This is a genomic window from Paenibacillus contaminans, from assembly GCF_003285015.1.
GTDB classification, from domain to species: Bacteria; Bacillota; Bacilli; order Paenibacillales; family NBRC-103111; genus Paenibacillus_V; species Paenibacillus_V contaminans.
In genome coordinates this window covers 1-14,129 of record NZ_QMFB01000021.1, presented here as the reverse complement: position 1 = coordinate 14,129, position 14,129 = coordinate 1, and the positions used below count along the sequence as shown (strand labels likewise).

Genomic DNA, 14,129 nt, shown 5'->3' with positions numbered 1-14,129 from the left:
CCTCTTCGACACTTCCTTTTTTTCATGAGTTTGGTCGCGCCAGAAAGCTTATCTCCGCTGTTCGTTTTTCGTCTCGGTAAACGCTCGGGATTAAAAGGCTCCATGAACGTTTATCCTTGTCTTGTTCTCCTATCCGAAGCGGCACCCAACGCTAGAGCCCCACGATACGAATAATCACCTCCTTACGGACTGGCATAACTTTATCCCTTTACAGCTCCTAATGTAGCGCCTTCGACAATCCAACGCTGGAAGAAGACGAACATAATGACCGAAGGCACCATAGCAATGACGACCCCCGCAAACAGGGTGACCCAGTCGGCCGTATACTGCATCATCTGATTGGCCGCATACATACTTACTCCGATCGTATATTTCTTGGGATCGCCCAAGTATATAAACGGGCCGAGGAAGTTGTTGTACAGTCCGAGGAACTTGAAAATGGCGACCGTCATCACGCCCGGCATCGACAGCGGCACGATAATTTTCCAAAATACTTGAAAGAGGGAGGCACCGTCCATGAAAGCGCTCTCCTCCATCTCCTTGGGCAGCGATTGCATAAAGCCTCCAAGCAGCAGCAAATAAAATACGCTTTCGCCTAGGCTGTCGAGTATGACGAGTCCCGTCAAGCTGTTCGTCAAATGCAGATCCCGCATGAGCACGTATTGGGGGATCAAAGCATTGATACCGGGCAGGAACAAGGAAAGCATGATGACGGCCCAAAGCAGCTTGCGGCCTTTAAATTGCATGCGCGTCAGCGCGTAGGCATTGATTGTCGTCAGGAAGAGGCCGATCAGCAAGCTCGCCCCTACGTAATACAGCGTGTTCAGCATCGAAGCGCCGATCCCGTACTTGGCCCAGGCAAGCGAGTAGTTGGCCCACTTAAGCTTTTCGGGTAACGCCCATATGTCTTGGAAAAATTCGCGGTTTGTTTTTAACGATTCGTACAGCACCCACACCAGCGGGAAAAGAATAGTGATTGACCAGGCAAGCAAAATGATCCACCATATGCCGTCAACCCACGTTCGTTTTTCATTCATGCAAGCTATCTGCCCTTTCACGCTGCCAGTTAGTATTCGACGGACTTGTTCGGAAGCGCTTTGTCCATCAGCAGCTTGGCGGCCACGAGAATAACGAACAGGAACATGCCGACCGCCGAAGCATAACCGTAATTGTGGTAGTCTTTGCCGAAGGCAAGGTTAAACATATACAAGCCGATGACATCCGTCGAGCCCGCGGGCCCTCCGTTGGTTAGAATGAGCACATGCTCGAAGCCCTTTAGCGAACCGAGCACGAGAAACAGTACCCCGACGCGAATGATCGGCATAATTAACGGGATCGTAATGCGTGTGAGGCGAGTTATATGATTGGCCCCTTCCAAAATGGCGGATTCATAGAGCGATTTCGGAATCGTCGCCATGGCGTTGACGAAAATGATCACGTATAAGCCGACTCCTCCCCATACATAAGGCGGAATGACGGCCCAAATCGCCGTGCGGACATCGCCGAGCCAGTAAAAGTTGCCGATCCCGATCCCGATCATTCTCAGAAAAGCGTTAAGAATGCCGATGCTGCCGTCGTAGACGAACGCCCACAGCAAAGCGATGACCACAGTGGACAGAACATTGGGAAAAAAGAACAGCACCTTGAAAAAGGAGGAGCCTCTATATGCTTTGCTTGTCAGGATATACGCCAACAACAGGGAAATAAAAATAACCAGCAGCGGGACGGTAGCCATGTAAAGCAAATTGTGCAGCAGCGCGCGCCAGACGTATTTATCCTGAAGCATCGCCGTATAATTGCTCAGTCCTACGAATTTCGGAGGCGAAATGCCGTCCCAATCGAGCAGCGAGTAGTAAATGGACAGCAGATTTGGATAGAGAGTAAATAGGACATAGCCTCCGAAAGCGGGCACCAGGGCTACAAGTAAAAAGATGCTTTTTTGAGTTTGCGCGAGAGTCAGCTTTTTTTGCAGCCATCCTTGTCGTGCAGGTCTTAGTTCGGCTGCGGCAGGTTCATGCCGGTTCAAAGATAGCGCTCCTTTCAGGTAATGACTGGAGAGGGAGGGAGAGCATCCGGAAACCGGAGGCCCCCTCAGGCGTCCGTCTATTTTGCTTGCGCTTCGATTGCCTTCTTCATCAATTCATCGGCTTCCTTCAGCTTCGGCAGGGGATCCTGCTTGCCGGAGGCGATTTCCGAGGTCGCGTCGCTCATGACCTTCTTCGCTTGGGCTGCAGCGGGGTCGGTCACATTCGTAGCGCGGAATTCGCTTTCGATATGAACCTTATTCCGTTTCATATAGTCCAGCAATGATTTAGGAGCGTCCTGAAGCTTGCCGGCGCGCGTCTGATCGTCGGAATAATCCTTGCGGATCGGCAGTTGTCCGCCCTTCTCCGCAATAGCCTCCTGAATATCCAAGTTCCATAACCACACGCTGAATTCTTTAGCCCATTTCTTGGTTAGCTCCGGTTTGGCCGCCCAGATGAAAAAGCCCTCGCTGGTCGTATTTCTGACCCAGATCGTATCGTCCGGACTATCTCCCATCGGCACCGACATAAAGCCCCATTTGAAATTTTGCGGCGTCGAATCTTTCATTTCGTTCTGTACCCAAACGCCCGTAGAAACCATGGCGGCTTGATGCTGAAGCACCTGCATTTGCGATTGGGTATGGTTCAGAGCGGCAACGCCATCGGGGAAAAATCCCTTCTTGCCAAGCTCGTAAATGCGGCTCCAGAGCTCGACGCTTTCAGGCGACATATATAGCGATTGCGTATAATTTCTGAAGCTGTCCTCGACCTTATTTAAATTCCCTTTCAAGTTGCCGAGCTCGAACAGCTTATAGTCCCCAAAGCCATTCGTAATGTAGCCGGGAAACTTGCCGGGATACGTAATCGGGATGATCCCCTTCGCTTTGATGGCCTCGCATAATTCGACGAATTCCTTCCAGGTTTTCGGGTTTTGATTCCATCCGTGCTGCTCGAACAAGGTTTTGTCGAAGAATAATCCGCCGCCGGAAGAAACGACCGGTACGGCGTACGATTTCCCGAGAAAACGCGGCGCCGAGGCGAATTGACCGTCCAGGGACAATTCCTTCAAGGTTTTCCCGTTGCCGTCGTATGCTTTCCGGTCCCAAACGTCCTCCTGCGGCTCCAGCTTGCCCGCTTTTACGAGCGATAGGGCATCCGTAGCAGTGGAGAAAAGATCGAACATGTCGTTATCGTTATTGGCCGACACTTTGGTTGTAATGATTTTGGTCATCTCCGGCGAATAGGTAACGGCAAAGTCGACGTTAGGAAATTTTTTCTTGAACGTATCTATCGCGTAATCGAAATATTCTCTGCCCATCCCGCCTTCAAAAAAGCCGACCTTAAGCGTTACTTTTTGATCCTTCGGCAGTCCGTTCTCCGGGTAAACCGCGGCTTCCGTTTCGGCCGGGGAGTTTTTCGCCGCAATCGGGCTTGCGGAAGGCGTGTTTTCATTTTTACCGCCGCAGCCTATAAGCGACAGCGAAACGGCCAGACTGACGAGCGATACTCCTGTGCTTTTCCAAGTGATCTTCAATTCTGCCCCTCCTTGAATAGAACAAGCTTCTTTTTTTAGGTTGACGCATTCGTGCCATGTTTTTTACACGGCGGCATGTTCTCCTTTCCTTTTCAAATCAAGACCGGTTTCATGTCATAAGGTAGCATCCCGCGTAACCGGCCGTAAATGACCGTTTTTTTTCTGATGGTCAAAATTTGCGAAAGCCTTATAAAAACAGCCTGAATCGGCTTCGGCAGCGCTTATGGCACGGGCCGAACAGATTCAGGCTGTCGTCATATTTATTCATTTCGGAAGCTTCCGGGAGTGGAGCCTTTGAGCTTTTTGAACACCCGGATGAAGGTCCGGGCATTCGTATAGCCGACAGCGACCGCAACATCCTGGACGGCTTTCTCGGTATTCTGAAGCAGTTCCTCCGCTTTTTCGATTCGGATCCGGGTCACATAATCGACGAAGTTCACGCCGAACGCTTCCTTGAACAGCCTGCTCAAATAGCTGGAGTTCAAGCCGAATTCCTCGCTAAGATGGGACAAGGACAAGTCGGGGTTCATAAAATGCTCGCCGATGTACTGTTTGACACTGTGAATCAGATTGTAGCTGTTTTTGCTTTCACGCAGCTCGCGAATTTGAGCGGAGGCATCTAGCAGCACGCGAAAGAACTCCGCATAAATCTCGGCGGCGGTCTCTTCCCGTTCCAATATAAGCTGCAGCTTGGGATACGCGGCGGTCTCCCAAATCTCGCGGTGTTCCTCAGGCAATTCCAGCATTTCCTTATGCAGATGATAGACCAGATAATTAAGCATGTTAAGCAGGTCCTCATGAGAAAACATGTTGGAATCCAGCGTATTGCAAAGCTCGTGGAATCTGCCTTCCCATTCGCTGTCTCCGGAACGGAAGGATTGGCAAATAGCGCGTATAATATGCAGCTGCATAAAAATCTCGCCCTGCGGCTTGGATACGAGATCGTTAGGCATGATTAGCCGGTTTATGCCGAGAGACGATTTGTAATGAAGCGCGCGGAGAGCGTTTTTGTACGTTTCCGAGGCGTCTTCGATGCGGGAGATTCGATTTCCGATGCCGACGGTGACGGTAAAGGACAAATTTTGTTCTACCCAAGTGCGCAGCTGTTCACATTGTTGTATAGCGTTTTCATCCTGTTCCGCGGCGTCTTTATAGAAATAAAGGACAGCCAGTTGATGCCGGCTTACCCATTCCGGCCAAACGAGAAAAGGACTGCTTTCGCTGATTTCCATAACGACGGCCCTAAGCGCTTGCTTCAGCAAATATTGGTCCCGGCTGTTATAACGTGCGACGAAATCCGCGTAACGGTCTATTTCCACAACTGCGGCAATCAGTCCCGAGTATGTATCGCTAAACCCAAGCTGCTCCAGCTCGGACGCCCAGCCGTCCTTTCGGACGCTCGCAGCGCCCTCGATCATATTACGAAAAACATGAAGCTTGCGATAATCGAGATTTTCCTTATTCTGCTCCTGCAGCAAGCTGGAGCGGTCAAGCAATTGTTCGAACACCGTTTCGATATATTGGAACTCGTCCAATTTCTCCGTATGAGCCGCTTTATCTCCTTGCTGCACGGAGTAATCGGCAACCTTATCGGCGAAGTTTCGAATCGGTTTATAGTTGCGTCTGGTAGCGTAGACAAGCCATACGATACAAAGCGCTACGACAAGGAAACCGACGGCAATCCATACGTAAAACAGTGAAGACACCCATTCGGCAATGCTGGCTTGATACGCTCCGCTGCGAAGCGTCCAGCCGGTATAATCCGAGCGTATATTCGACCATTCTTTGCCCGAAGGATGACTTGAGGCAGTTTTCGGGCTGTCCGTCAAATCCCTGGACGCGATCAGGTGTCCCTCCTGATCGACCAGATCGAGGAAATTAATCGATAGGCCCGACATTTCGCGCATAAGTTTGTCCAGGCTGCCGGCTGCCACATTAACGACAATCAGGCTTTTATCCGACAATTTGGCGAATTTGACTAAACTCACTACGTCTGTCGGACGCTCTCCGGCTTCCTTGCGATATTCTCTTCGTACCGTCCACTTAAAAGGAGCGAAGTTGGTAACCTGCTGTCCGATAAATTCCTTGTCGCCGAAATGATCCAATCCGGTAAACGTCGAGGGGGTGATAATGGTATTGTCATCCACCCTGTATACATAGAGCGAATGGATCATCGGATTGTCGGCAGCGAGATCGCTTAGCGCCAAAGAGGCCTGATAGTCGGCATATTGCCTTTGCTGCGCCGGAAGAGGCTCGAATAACTGCCTGATCGGGCCGTTATCCATAATGGCTTTGCTGAGCATCGCATCGATACCGCGCAGCGAAACCTCGACGGATTGCATAATATCCCGCGAAAGCATTTCATTCGCCCGCAGAGCGGATTTTTTGGACATTTCGCTTAAAGTAAGATAAGTCATTAGCAATAAACTGAGACTGACCACGAAAATGATCGGCAGGTAAGAAAGCAGCAGCCGTTGAAACCACTTCTTGTGCATACGACGCCTCCGATACTCATCAAGAAATGTAACGAGTGTGAAAAAATCCGGCCTTGATTTCATCGGGAATAGTTCAAAAAGAGGGGCACTTTGATATTTATCATGGATTTGGCATTTCGACAAGTCCTGTTATAAATCGCGTCCAATTAAACCGATATAGTTACTTGACTAAAGTTAGTCGAAAGGGTAATATACTAACAAATAGTAAGCTTAATAGGAAGGTGATTCGCATGGCTGTACAAAGTTGGATCTATACAATCATGAGAGTGGTAGTCGGCATTATTTTTCTCGCTCATGGAATCGATAAGCTCGACAGCGGCCTGGATAACATAGCCGGGTGGTTCGGCAGCGTCGGTTTGCCGCCGTTCCTGGCATTCCTGGTCGCCTATATCGAAATACTCGGCGGAGCGGCATTGATCATCGGGCTGGGCTCGCGCTGGGCGGCGATTTTATTCGCCGTCATTATGGTAGGTGCCATCGTGACGGTAAAGCTGCCTGCGGGGCTGCTCGGCGACGGCAAAACGGCAGGTTACGAGCTGGATCTCGCTTTATTGGCCGTATCGCTGTTTATCGCCGCCAGTCCGAAGCTGGGCTACGGTGTCGGGCAGTTGTTCGAGAGCGGCGAACGGGCATAAGTTCCACGCGTTCGGCATTCTTTTCCGGAAAGCTGGAAAAGAGGTTAAGTCGATCATCCTCCAGCGAAATAGAATTGGTACACTTTCTTACGGAGCGGCGGACGTTTAATCGGCCAATGGCTGCCTTCCGTGCAAATCGCCTCCGAATCGGGTAAACTGGGGAAAGCGGGACCGAAGAGGCCGGCCCATCCTATACGGGCGTCTTCCCTGGGAACGCGCAGATTATGGATTGGGAATGATCGCATTGATTATCGGAGTAGGAATCGATTTGCTGGATCTCGATCGGGTTCGCAAACTGCTTATGCAGACTGCGGGAGAACGTTTTATAGAGCGGGTGCTGACGCCTGCGGAGCGGGAGCTGCTGGAACGCAGGCTGGGCGCCACGATTGCGGAAACGCTCGCTGCTTTGCGCAATGCAGGTCCATCGGGACAAGCCAGCGGAGCGGCGTCCGGAATACCGCCGAAAATGGCGCGTCTTACGGAATTTGTCTCCGGCAGGTTTTCCGCTAAGGAAGCCGTCGTCAAGGCGCTTGGCTGCGGAGTCGGGAAGGCCGTTGGCTTTCAGGATATCGAGGTGCTGCCGGATCCGATGGGCAAACCGAATGTCCGGCTATCACAAGCTGCTGCAGAACGGTTGTCGTTGGACGCCTCCTTCCGTATCCATCTCAGCATTACGCATAGCCGGGATACGGCGGGCGCTTACGCGGTAGCGGAGCGGATCGTGACGGCGGAGGACTGATTTTGCTTATCAAGCGCCGAGACGGGAATTAGTCATAAAGAGGCGGGCCGCTCCGTAGCCAAAGGCTCGAAGCTCGCGAATCCGGGCGCATAACCGGCTTTAAGGAAGGACATCCTAGGAACGGACTGGAATGTTCAGGATTTCGTTCGTTTGGAGGTGATCTCTCTTGGAGCAATCGGAGCATACCGGCGGTTCGATTCCGCATTTGCCGGATTGGGATTGGTTCTTGGACTGTCTGCGGCAGGAAGGCGATTCGGCGGCTAAGCTGGACGCAGCTACCGAGCCTTTCCATGAGGCAGGCGCCCCGGATTGGATAGCTTATATGTAAAAAAAAGAACACCCGTTATCGCTGTTCGGGCGATATACGGGTGTTCTTTGTTGAAGTATAGTCGATTTCGGAGCTACTTCTTAGCGGCGAGCCATTCGGCGAGCGCGTTGATTTCTTCGTCCTTCAGTTTTCCTTTGAACGCCATCATGCCGCCGCCGCCGTTCGATATTTGATTGGCGATTTTGTCTTTGGACAATTTCGCGCCAACCTTGGCGATATTGGTGTTTCCGCCCATCTTTCCTTCGAGATTATCGCCGTGGCAGCTTATGCAGTTTTGTTTGTATACGGACTGCGCATCCACAGTGCTGGGCGAGCCGCCCGGCGAAGGACTTGCCGTCGTGCCTGCGGTTGCGCCCGGCGAAGGGCTCGTTTTCGGCTCTTCCTTCTTGGTGGCGCAGCCGCCTGACGCGAGCGCGCAAAGGAGCAGCGCGGCAAGCGCGGTTTTCGACATTCTATTCATAGATCGTTCGACCTCCTTGAATGACCGCCCGAGTAAGGAGCGGCTTTATCGGCTTTAAACGGTAACGAATCCGTCTTCATGGTTAGCATAACCATTGCCGCGATGCTCATTCATAGGCTGCGGATGGGGATGGAACGACAAAAAAACCGCCTTTGCAGGCGGCGGTTTCGCTGAAATTATTTTTTGGCGGCAAGCCATTCGGCAAGCGCGCTGATTTCATCGTCCTTCAATCTTCCTTTGAAGCCCGGCATTTTGCTGCTGCCGTTCAAGATTTGTTCGGAAATCTCATCCTTCGACAGGCTGGCACCGATTTTTTGCAGGTTCGGTCCGCTTTTGCCGCTTAAATCCACCCCATGGCAGCCGGTACAGCTTTGCTTGAACAACGCTTGCGCATCCTCGGCGGCTACCGATGTTTTGTCGCCCGCGGGAGAGGCGCCGGCGGAAGGAGCGGAAGACGGTGTCGCGGAAGGCTCTTTGGCTGTAGGCTTTGCGGTTGCGGCATCGCTTGGCTTCGGCTCTGCTGACGGAGAAGCGGTCGCGGCGGTCGCTGCCGGCGGCGAAGCTGGTTTGACGCTTGCCGACGGTTGAACGGATGGCGCAACGCTAGCCGACGGAGACGCCGAAACGGCTGCCGGCGAAGCGGTCGGAGCTTGGCTGCCGGAGGCCGGAGATGCGCTCGAACCGGTCGGAGCCGCCGACGGGGATGGGGATACGGACGGTTTGACGCTCGGGCTTACCGATGCTGTCGTCTCTTTGCCGCCGCATCCGGCGAGCGCTGCGATTAAAGCTGCGTAAACGATTGCAATGGCCATTTTTCTCATTGGATCCGTACCTCCATTTTCTCAAAGGGGACAAGGATAAAACTTACTATTTTGAAAAACAGACGGATATCCTCTAGACAACAGATAGATAATGTATTCTATGCAAATCGGAGAACTCCTTTTTGCGATATCGCGGAAAATAAAACGAGCCGCTCTCATTCTCCTGAAGCGGAAGCATGAGGCAGCCCGTTAGCGTCGTTATTCAGTTGGCGCAGCTGCGGTCCGCGCGATTCGCCCGAGGAGCCAGCCGCAGGCGATAAGGCTGGCTCCGCCGAACAAGCCCAGCACTTCTATGGAAAATCCTATGTAAAACGTTCCGATTATTGCACTCAGGGCAAACAGCCATAAGCCCAAATAAATGAACGATCGTCCGGCAAAAACGCCGAGCTGCACGTAGAAAAAAGACACCAGCAGCGAACGGAACAACTCCCGGAAGTAGGGATCGACCGCATGCAGCCCTTCCAGCAGAAGGACGGTACCCGCAAGCAGGAGCGCCGGCAGCAAAACAATGAAGCCCGAGCCGGAAAAAACGCCGCCGTCCGTTTGTCCGGCCGTTTTGGAGCGCTTGTCCGATGCTCCGGTACTGCGAAGCAAGATAAAGATGCTTACCAACACGGCCAGCCCGAGTAAGGCGACGTTTAGCCAGTCCGGAAATTTCCACTCCCCGATAACCGCGATAAGCGAAACGATCATCCACTCCGCCCCCCAGACGGCGAAAAGAGGGAGCCACGGTTTGGTTTTAACAATATACTCGTGAACGATCGTATTTCGCGTATGTTTCGTATTCGGCATTCCTTCCACCTACTATTCTCCGGGTCTGATCGGGACGACGCGGTATTTTTTGGCGTATTCCCGCGGCGACAGTCCGACTATTTTCTTGAACATGCGGCTGAAATAAAACTCGTCGCTGTAACCGACGCTGCTCGCGATCGATTTGAGCCGGTAATCGGACAGGACAAGCAGCTCCTTGGCGCGGTCGACGCGCAGATGGGTCAAGTAATCGATCGGCGTGTAGCCGATTATTTTTTTGAACAGGCGCGAGTAGTGACTGACGCTTAAGCCGGCCATGCCGGATAGCCCTTCCAGCGTCAGCGGCTCTCTGTAATTGGTCGTCATATAATCTTGAGTCGCTTCGATGGCGGCTGTCGCATCTCCGGCAATTTTTTGGGCGCGGAAATCCTGAACCAGCGCAAGCAGAAACTCATGGAGCAAAATATTGCGCCGCATCGCGGTCATATGGCCTCTGCGCTTCCACAGGACGACCAGCTGCTCCATCATATACATAAGCTGGGGCGGATTTTGCACGGTGTACATGCCGGCCAGCGGGAACGGGCTTTCCGCGGCGCTGCGGGAAATCCACTGTTCCTTCTCCTCGTAAGTTTCCGTATAATGAAAACGAAGCAAATAGTATTCCAGCGGACTTTCCGGATCGGTTCGCCGCTCGACGACCGTGCCTGGCGTGAAGAAGAAAATTTTGCCCGGCTCTGCGGGATAATGGATCCCGTCGATTTCGAACGACCCCTTGCCTTTAATAATAAGCCAGAATGAAGGATGGCGGATCGTGCGCAGCGGCTGGTACCAGTCGGGAGCGCATTTTTGATGGCCGATCAGCAGGATCGAGAACACCAGTTTATTCAGCTTGGCGGCTAGCTCGCCGGGCGTTAGCATGGGGACAAGCCTCCTCCCGCACGATTGCGGGCACTCGGAATACTTACCCATTATAACACAGCCTGGTCGGGCGCGCTCCCGGCCAAAGCTCCTGATAAGGCCGGGACAAAGGGAAGGCATATAACGCGCCCTATCTGTCTTGGGGGTTTTGATGAGCGTATAAAATGACTCTAGAAAGTTCGGACGGAGCTAAACACATTACCGTTAACCGGCAGTGGCTGCGGCGTTCGAAAAAGGAAGAGGAGAAGGGAAAAACATATGGAGCTTCAGGACAGAAAACAATTTTACTCGAGCCGGCTGCTTGCCTGGTATAAAGCGAATAAGCGGGATCTCCCTTGGAGAAGGAGCAGAAACCCGTACCATATATGGGTGTCGGAAGTGATGCTGCAGCAGACGCGTGTAGAAACGGTCATTCCGTATTTTCACCGGTTCCTTGAAAAATTTCCGACGGTCGAAGCGTTGGCCGAAGCGCCGGAGGAGCATGTGCTGAAAGCATGGGAAGGGCTCGGGTACTATTCCCGGGCGCGGAATTTGCAGGCTGCGGTGCGCGAGGTGCACGAGCAGTACGGCGGCATCGTTCCCTCCGGGAAGGAGGACATCACGTCGCTGAAGGGCGTTGGACCGTATACGGCGGGCGCGGTGCTCAGCATCGCTTATAACAAGCCTGAGCCTGCGGTGGACGGCAATGTGATGCGGGTGCTTTCGCGCTTCTTCGTGTTGGAGGACGATATCGCGAAGCCGTCGACGCGGGTGAAAATAGAGCGGCTGGCGCAGGAGCTTATTCCCGAAGGGGAAGCGAGCGATTTCAATCAGGCGCTCATGGAGCTTGGCGCGACCGTCTGCACGCCGCGCTCGCCGCACTGCCTGACCTGCCCGGTAATGGAGCGCTGCGGCGCTCGTCTTGAGGGCAGGGAAGCCGAGCTGCCGCTTAAGACCAAGGCGAAGCCGCCGCGGCCGGAGGCGCGGGCGGTTGCCTTGGTCGAAGGCAGCGGGCCGCACGCGGGCAAGCTGCTCGTGCGGCAGCGTCCCACAGACGGGCTTCTCGCCCGTATGTGGGAGCTGCCGCACGTGGCGCTCGCGCCCGCGCCCGGCGCCGGCGCCGCCGCGAAGAGCCGAGCTGCCGGCGGCGGGAACGCCGGCAGCCCGGCTGCGGCAGGCGCCCATGCCGCGCGCATGGCGGCGCTGCGGGCGGAGCTTGCGGCAAGCGACGGCGTTGACGTCGTCCCGGCGGAATGGCTGCGCGATGCGGAGCATACGTTCAGCCACATCCGCTGGGACATGGACGTCTACCGCTGCCGCTTGAACGGACCGTCCGACGGCTCCGCCGCGCTGCCGCCGAACTACCGCTGGCTCCATCCGGACGAAATGGAGCAGTACGCATTCCCCAACGTTTTTCTGCGAATTCTCGCAGATTGGTGGGAGGCTTGAGAACGGCGTCAGTCCGTGAGTCCCGAGTTTCGGGACTGGTCGAATACGGAACTCGTAATGGTTATGCACGCACCGTGCGATTAGTGGAGAAAACCTTATTGTTCATGAGGCTGTCCTCACTATTCTACCGGTAAAACGCTCCTTTTCGCCAAATAGTGAGGCAAACGTAACTATCAATTTCGTTTTCCTCACTATTCGTTGCGTTTGCCTCATTATGCCACCAGAACACGGGTTTTCGGTTAGAAATAGTCAGGTTTGCCTCACTGATAGTAAACCTTGCCTCATTATGATGATCACGATCTGTTGCACGATCAGATGCCTTACATCCCTAAAATCTTTAGGATAAGAGTTGAAATGCTACTAGTGAGCGAACAATTTTACACTCAGTAATTACTCGTTTTTCGACTGAGAACTTGTACAATTCATAATAGTTGTGCCGGTTGTGTGTTAACCGCCGCGTATTGAGAGAACACAAGGAAACCCCATTGAGGCAGAATGCTTCAATGGGGTATTTGTGCTGGATAAATTGCCGAAATTTGCATCAAACTAAAGTCGCCGACACCGGGAGTTTACTCTGGTAAAGACTACCCCGCAGCGGGGGGCTTGATTAGTCGAACCGTACGTGAGGGTTTCCCTTATACGGCTTTCTGGTGTTCATTATTCACGGGTATGCGGGTTACAAGAGCGTTGCGAAAAAAACAGCAGAGGGACGGGAGGCGAGGACAGTGGGATTGTTCGGATACTTTAGGCGGAAGCTGATGGGAAGAGGCAGACCTGAGGGAACGGACCGACAACCGTCCGAGGAACGGCGCTCCGAAGAAGCGTCTGCCGGCAGCCAACCGTCCAGCCAACCGTCCGAACGCCCGTCTTTGCAGCCCGGAGGAGCGGAATCCGGACGAGCGCCTGATTGCCGCGCTTTACAGCAAATTCGCGAAAAAATGTCCGGCTCGGCGGATTTGGTGTGCCATGAATTTATGGCAGGCGGCAAAGTGCCGTGCATGACCGTCTCCCTCGAGCATATGATCGACGATTTGGCCTATCGCAGCGACATTCTGGAGCCTATGCTCGTTCCGGGGTTTGCCGATTCGGGCGAAGAAATATACGTCCGGGTAGCGGAACGGAGAGAGCTGCCCGTCACCATTACGGTCGAAACGGACATCGATAAGATCATTGACGCCATTCTTGACGGGCAAGTCGCTTTATTCGCCGACGGGGAAGAGCGGGTCTTGCTCTTCCCGATCCGGAGGGTCGAGGTGAGGCAGATTGGCGAAGCGACGAACGAAAGCGTTATCCGCGGTCCGAAGGAAGCGTTCGTCGAGGATATCGCCACCAATCTGACGCTGATCCGCCGCAAGCTCAAAACTCCCGCTCTGCAAGTCGAGCGAATGACGCTCGGGCGGCTGACCAAGTCGTCGGTGATGATCGTTTATATCGATACGGTTTGTAAGCCGAAGCTTATCGAAGAGGTCAAGCTGCGCATGTCGAGGATCGATATCGACGGCGTTCTGAGCAGCCATTATATCGAGGAATTCATAGAAGATAATCCGTATTCCCCGTTTCCTCAGGTAATTTACACGGAAAGGCCCGATACGATGTCGGCTGCGCTGCTGGAAGGCAGGGTCGGCATCATTTGCGACGGCTCGCCGAACCCGATCATCGTTCCGGCGACGATGACGATGATGCTGCAATCCGCCGAGGATTATTATCAGCGCTTCATCGCCTCGACATGGATTCGCTGGATCCGTTTTATGTTTTTGACCATATCGCTGCTGCTGCCTTCACTTTATATTGCGGTTACGACGTTTCATCCCGAAATGATGCCGCCCTCGCTGCTCATTACCGTTGCCGCATCGCGAGATAGCGTTCCGTTCCCCGCCATCGTAGAAGCGTTCGCCATGGAGCTCGCTTTCGAAGGGCTGCGGGAAGCCGGGCTGCGGATACCGAAAACGATCGGTCAAACGATCTCGATTATCGGCGCGCTTATAATCGGACAAGCG

Annotated in this window: 13 protein-coding genes; 5 read left to right on the top strand and 8 right to left on the bottom strand. The window is 53.5% G+C overall.

Going from position 1 to position 14,129, the window contains the following annotated elements; all coding sequences use genetic code 11:
• Positions 1-200: 200 nt before the first annotated feature.
• From DQG23_RS28460 to DQG23_RS28445, 4 genes are all read right to left on the bottom strand, one after another.
• Positions 201-1,037, bottom strand: a complete 837-nt coding sequence (locus DQG23_RS28460) for a carbohydrate ABC transporter permease (RefSeq protein WP_113034437.1) — start codon at positions 1,035-1,037, stop codon at positions 201-203.
• Positions 1,038-1,066: 29 nt separating this feature from the next.
• The gene (locus DQG23_RS28455) at positions 1,067-2,026 is read right to left on the bottom strand and encodes a carbohydrate ABC transporter permease (RefSeq protein ID WP_238178080.1); all 960 of its coding nucleotides are present in this window, start codon (positions 2,024-2,026) and stop codon (positions 1,067-1,069) included.
• 77 nt (positions 2,027-2,103) lie between these two features.
• Complete coding sequence (locus tag DQG23_RS28450) at positions 2,104-3,558, bottom strand: extracellular solute-binding protein (protein ID WP_238178079.1); 1,455 nt, start codon at positions 3,556-3,558, stop codon at positions 2,104-2,106.
• A gap of 260 nt (positions 3,559-3,818) precedes the next feature.
• The gene (locus DQG23_RS28445; protein ID WP_158560740.1) at positions 3,819-6,053 is read right to left on the bottom strand and encodes a helix-turn-helix domain-containing protein; all 2,235 of its coding nucleotides are present in this window, start codon (positions 6,051-6,053) and stop codon (positions 3,819-3,821) included.
• 230 nt (positions 6,054-6,283) lie between these two features.
• On the opposite strand from DQG23_RS28445, the gene DQG23_RS28440 reads away from it, so the two are divergent.
• The 3 genes from DQG23_RS28440 (at position 6,284) to DQG23_RS42305 (ending at position 7,755) form a co-directional block, all read left to right on the top strand.
• Complete coding sequence (locus DQG23_RS28440) at positions 6,284-6,688, top strand: DoxX family protein (RefSeq protein WP_113034434.1); 405 nt, start codon at positions 6,284-6,286, stop codon at positions 6,686-6,688.
• 244 nt (positions 6,689-6,932) lie between these two features.
• Entirely contained in the window at positions 6,933-7,427 is a 495-nt protein-coding gene (gene acpS, locus DQG23_RS28435) for a holo-ACP synthase (RefSeq protein ID WP_113034433.1), read from the top strand.
• A 166-nt stretch (positions 7,428-7,593) separates the two neighbouring features.
• A complete protein-coding gene (locus DQG23_RS42305; RefSeq protein WP_158560739.1) occupies positions 7,594-7,755 on the top strand; it encodes a hypothetical protein in 162 nt (53 codons plus the stop codon).
• A gap of 73 nt (positions 7,756-7,828) precedes the next feature.
• Here DQG23_RS42305 and DQG23_RS28430 read toward each other — a convergent pair whose 3' ends face one another.
• The 4 genes from DQG23_RS28430 to DQG23_RS28415 form a co-directional block, all read right to left on the bottom strand.
• Complete coding sequence (locus DQG23_RS28430) at positions 7,829-8,215, bottom strand: c-type cytochrome (protein ID WP_238178078.1); 387 nt, start codon at positions 8,213-8,215, stop codon at positions 7,829-7,831.
• A 176-nt stretch (positions 8,216-8,391) separates the two neighbouring features.
• Entirely contained in the window at positions 8,392-9,036 is a 645-nt protein-coding gene (locus DQG23_RS28425; protein WP_113034432.1) for a c-type cytochrome, read from the bottom strand.
• 198 nt (positions 9,037-9,234) lie between these two features.
• On the bottom strand, positions 9,235-9,828 hold the full coding sequence (locus DQG23_RS28420; RefSeq protein WP_146762399.1) for a hypothetical protein: 594 nt from the start codon (positions 9,826-9,828) through the stop codon (positions 9,235-9,237).
• A 12-nt stretch (positions 9,829-9,840) separates the two neighbouring features.
• Positions 9,841-10,704: a helix-turn-helix domain-containing protein gene (locus DQG23_RS28415; RefSeq protein ID WP_113034430.1), complete on the bottom strand. Its 864-nt coding sequence runs from the start codon at positions 10,702-10,704 to the stop codon at positions 9,841-9,843.
• A gap of 258 nt (positions 10,705-10,962) precedes the next feature.
• Here DQG23_RS28415 and mutY point away from each other — a divergent pair, with 258 nt between their 5' ends.
• Both mutY and DQG23_RS28405 read left to right on the top strand, forming a co-directional pair.
• On the top strand, positions 10,963-12,132 hold the full coding sequence (gene mutY, locus DQG23_RS28410) for an A/G-specific adenine glycosylase (RefSeq protein WP_113034429.1): 1,170 nt from the start codon (positions 10,963-10,965) through the stop codon (positions 12,130-12,132).
• 725 nt (positions 12,133-12,857) lie between these two features.
• On the top strand, positions 12,858-14,129 hold a 1,272-nt coding region (locus tag DQG23_RS28405), incomplete at its 3' end, for a spore germination protein (RefSeq protein WP_238178077.1).

Coding starts and splice junctions, on each gene's coding strand:
- DQG23_RS28460 (WP_113034437.1), bottom strand. CDS start 1,037: ATGAATGAAAAACGAACGTGGGTTGACGGCATATGGTGGATCATTTTG.
- DQG23_RS28445 (WP_158560740.1), bottom strand. CDS start 6,053: ATGCACAAGAAGTGGTTTCAACGGCTGCTGCTTTCTTACCTGCCGATC.
- DQG23_RS28440 (WP_113034434.1), top strand. CDS start 6,284: ATGGCTGTACAAAGTTGGATCTATACAATCATGAGAGTGGTAGTCGGC.
- DQG23_RS28430 (WP_238178078.1), bottom strand. CDS start 8,215: ATGAATAGAATGTCGAAAACCGCGCTTGCCGCGCTGCTCCTTTGCGCG.
- DQG23_RS28425 (WP_113034432.1), bottom strand. CDS start 9,036: ATGAGAAAAATGGCCATTGCAATCGTTTACGCAGCTTTAATCGCAGCG.
- DQG23_RS28420 (WP_146762399.1), bottom strand. CDS start 9,828: ATGCCGAATACGAAACATACGCGAAATACGATCGTTCACGAGTATATT.
- DQG23_RS28415 (WP_113034430.1), bottom strand. CDS start 10,704: ATGCTAACGCCCGGCGAGCTAGCCGCCAAGCTGAATAAACTGGTGTTC.
- mutY (WP_113034429.1), top strand. CDS start 10,963: ATGGAGCTTCAGGACAGAAAACAATTTTACTCGAGCCGGCTGCTTGCC.